General features: G+C 70.6%; 3 protein-coding genes. 1 reads left to right on the top strand and 2 read right to left on the bottom strand.

Annotated elements, in window-relative coordinates:
- Positions 1 to 107: 107 nt before the first annotated feature.
- The gene (gene tnpA, locus B9S61_RS23710) at positions 108 to 524 is read right to left on the bottom strand and encodes an IS200/IS605 family transposase (RefSeq protein ID WP_103542771.1); all 417 of its coding nucleotides are present in this window, start codon (positions 522 to 524) and stop codon (positions 108 to 110) included.
- 25 nt (positions 525 to 549) lie between these two features.
- Between tnpA and B9S61_RS23705 the strand changes: the two genes are divergently transcribed.
- Positions 550 to 1836, top strand: a complete 1287-nt coding sequence (locus B9S61_RS23705; protein ID WP_107499717.1) for an RNA-guided endonuclease TnpB family protein — start codon at positions 550 to 552, stop codon at positions 1834 to 1836.
- On the opposite strand, the gene B9S61_RS23700 is transcribed toward B9S61_RS23705, so the two are convergent.
- The gene (locus tag B9S61_RS23700; protein ID WP_258039821.1) at positions 1793 to 2881 is read right to left on the bottom strand and encodes a maleylpyruvate isomerase N-terminal domain-containing protein; all 1089 of its coding nucleotides are present in this window, start codon (positions 2879 to 2881) and stop codon (positions 1793 to 1795) included. The genes B9S61_RS23705 and B9S61_RS23700 overlap by 44 nt on opposite strands.
- Position 2882: the final 1 nt, after the last annotated feature.

Below are 2882 nucleotides of genomic sequence, written 5' to 3'. Positions count from 1 at the left end.
GGGACTATTCGCAGTGCACCGGGCTTCAGCCCGGTGGTGAAGCGAATCTGAGAACTGCTCTGACCTCAGCCGTGTGCATGGATTGGCACTGTTCACCTCAACCCGGGTCAGAGCGGCCGGTTCTGCTGCTCGGTGTACTGCTTCACGATGCTGAGCGGTGCACCGCCGGCCGACCCGGCGAAGTACGAGCCGGACCACAGACGTTGTGCCCGCCAGTAATGGCGGACGAGGTCGGGGAACTCCTGACGGAGGCGTCGGGAGGACACGCCCTTGAGGGAGTTCACCAGCCTGGACACGGCGACCTTCGGCGGGAAGTTCACGAGGAGGTGGACGTGGTTGTTCTCGCCGTTGAACTCGACCAGCTCGGCCTCGAAGTCCTCGCACACGGCCCGCATGATTTCCTCGCACCGCGTCAGGTGCCGGTCGCCGAAGACGGAGTGCCGGTACTTCGTCACGAAAACCAAGTGGACGTGCATGCGGAAGATGCAGTGGCGACCTGTACGAACGTTCTCATCGATACCCATAAACCAACTGTGTAGCATGATCGGCGTGCAGCTTCGGTACAGCTTCCGCCTGTACCCGAGCGCCGGTCAGTGCAGCGCGTTGTCACGGGCGTTCGGGTGTGCGCGGGTGGTCTACAACGACGCGCTCCGCGCCCGGGAGACCGCCCGCAGCCAGGGGCTGCCGTTCCCCAAGACCGGGGACCTGTCGAAGGCGCTCATCACCGAGGCGAAGAACGCCCCGGAGCGGGCCTGGCTCGGCGAGGTCTCGGCGGTCGTCCTCCAGCAGTCGCTGCGCGACCTGGACACCGCGTACCGGAACTTCTTCGACGGGCTGAAGGGCAAGCGCCCGCGTATGGGTGCGCCCCGGTACAAGTCCCGCAAGGACACCCGGCAGTCCGTGCGGTTCACGGCGAACGCCCGCTGGTCGATCACACCTGGGCGGAAGCTGCGTCTGCCGAAGATCGGCGACCTGAAGGTCAAGTGGTCCCGATCCCTGCCCTCCACCCCGTCCACGGTGACCGTGGTCAAGGACAGTGCGGGCCGGTACTTCGCGAGCTTCGTCGTCGAGACCGGCCCCGGGGAACTGCTGCCGCAGTCGATGCCCGAGGTGGGCATCGACCTCGGGCTGGGGCACTTTGCGGTCCTCTCGGATGGGACGAAGGCCGACAGCCCGCGGTTCCTGCGCCGGGCCGCCAAGCGCCTCAAGAAGGCCCAGCGGGACCTGTCCCGCAAGGAGAAGGGCAGCAAGAACAGGGACAAGGCCAGGGTCCGCGTCGCACGGGCACACGCACGTGTCGCGGACGCGCGCCGCGAGTTCCACCACCAGCTCTCCACGAAGCTGATCCGCGAGAACCAAGCGGTCGCCGTGGAGGACCTGGCGGTGAAGGGGCTCGCCCGCACGCGCCTGGCCAAGTCCGTGCACGACGCCGGATGGTCGGCGTTCGTGAGCATGCTGGAGTACAAGGCCGCACGGTACGGGCGCACCTTCGTCCGCATCGGCCGCTTCGAGCCCACGTCTCAGGTGTGCTCGCAGTGCGGCGTGAAGGACGGCCCCAAGCCCTTGCACGTCCGTGTGTGGACCTGCGGGGCCTGCGGGGCCGTCCTGGACCGGGACATCAACGCGGCGGTCAACATCGCCAGGGCGGCCGGACTGGCCGTGTCAGCCTGTGGAGCGCAGGTAAGACCGGGACTCGTCCCGGCACCGCGCGGCGAAGCAGGAACCCACTCGACACCGCAGCCTGCAACGGCGCGGCAGGCGGGAATCGCCGTCCTTCAGGGCGGCGAGGATGTCAAATCCGGCTCATGCTCGCGGCAGCGAACAGCACGTCGTTGATGGCCGCACGGTCCCCCTCCTGCCCGGCGGCGGCCTCCCGCGGCGGGACGTGGCCCGCGGCCAGCCTGCAGAACTCCGCGCCGTCCAGCGCGACATGAGCCACCTCGTGCTCGGCGGAGCCCTTCGCCGCGGGGGAGTCCAGCGGGATCAGCCACTCACCGCCGCCGGACCCCTCGATCTCCAGCCGCAGGCTGCGCCCCGGCTCCCCCGCGGCGACCAGCCGCCGTTCGACGGGCGAGGCCAGCCCGTGCAGCCGGCGGTGCTCCAGCACGGCCGGGAGCATCCGCGCGGCCAGGTCGACCATGCGGTGCAGATGCCGTCCGGAAGGCGTTGCGTAGGGGTAGTCGACGGCCTCGGCGATGTCCTCCGCGTGCACCCAGCACTCGAAGGCCCGGTCCAGCATCGCGTCGTGCAGCGGCAGTTCGTAGTCGCCGTACGGAACCGTCATCCGCCCGGTGCGGCCGCCCGTGAAGGACACCGTCCGTACAAGTGCGTGGCTCTGCTCCCGCCAGGGCGCGCGGACGGAGCGGGTGGGCGGGTGGTGGGCGGCCCGCCAGTAGGCCTCCGTACGGTCCGACGGGGTGGGCCGGGTGGCCGTGGCGTCGCCGAGCGGGTCGTCCAGGCCGAGGGCCACCGCGACCAGGCCGTCGACCGTCAGCAGATGCGCGATCACCCCGGCGACGGTGGTGCGGCGGCTGCTCGCCTCGTCGGCCTCGTACCAGCGCAGCCGTACCGGCGCGTGCCACTCGGACTCCCCGAAGTCCTGCAGCAGCGCGTCGAGGCGCGCGGTCTCGGCGTCGTAGGCGGCGGCCCACTCCGGTACGGGGATGCGCGGCGGGCGCCGCTCCAGGCAGGACTCCAGGACGCGGGTGCGCAGACCCGGGTCGAGGTCGAGGCTCTCGGGCCGGTGGAGCAGGCCGACCGCCTCCCGCAGCCGCAGGGCCTCGTCCGCGCAGGACCCGCAGGCGCCGAGGTGTTCCTCGACCGCCTCCGCCTCGGCCGGCCCGCAGGCGGCCAGCGCCCAGGTACCCAGCAGCGACTTCAGC

Origin of the sequence: Streptomyces sp. SM1, from assembly GCF_002910825.1 — a bacterium.
Classification (GTDB): domain Bacteria; phylum Actinomycetota; class Actinomycetes; order Streptomycetales; family Streptomycetaceae; genus Streptomyces; species Streptomyces okerensis.
The sequence above is the reverse complement of the archived record's forward strand: the minus strand, read 5'-3'. Positions and strand labels throughout refer to the sequence as shown.

Excerpts from the sequence above, each read along its gene's own strand:
- tnpA (WP_103542771.1), bottom strand. The coding sequence starts at position 524 with ATGGGTATCGATGAGAACGTTCGTACAGGTCGCCACTGCATCTTCCGC.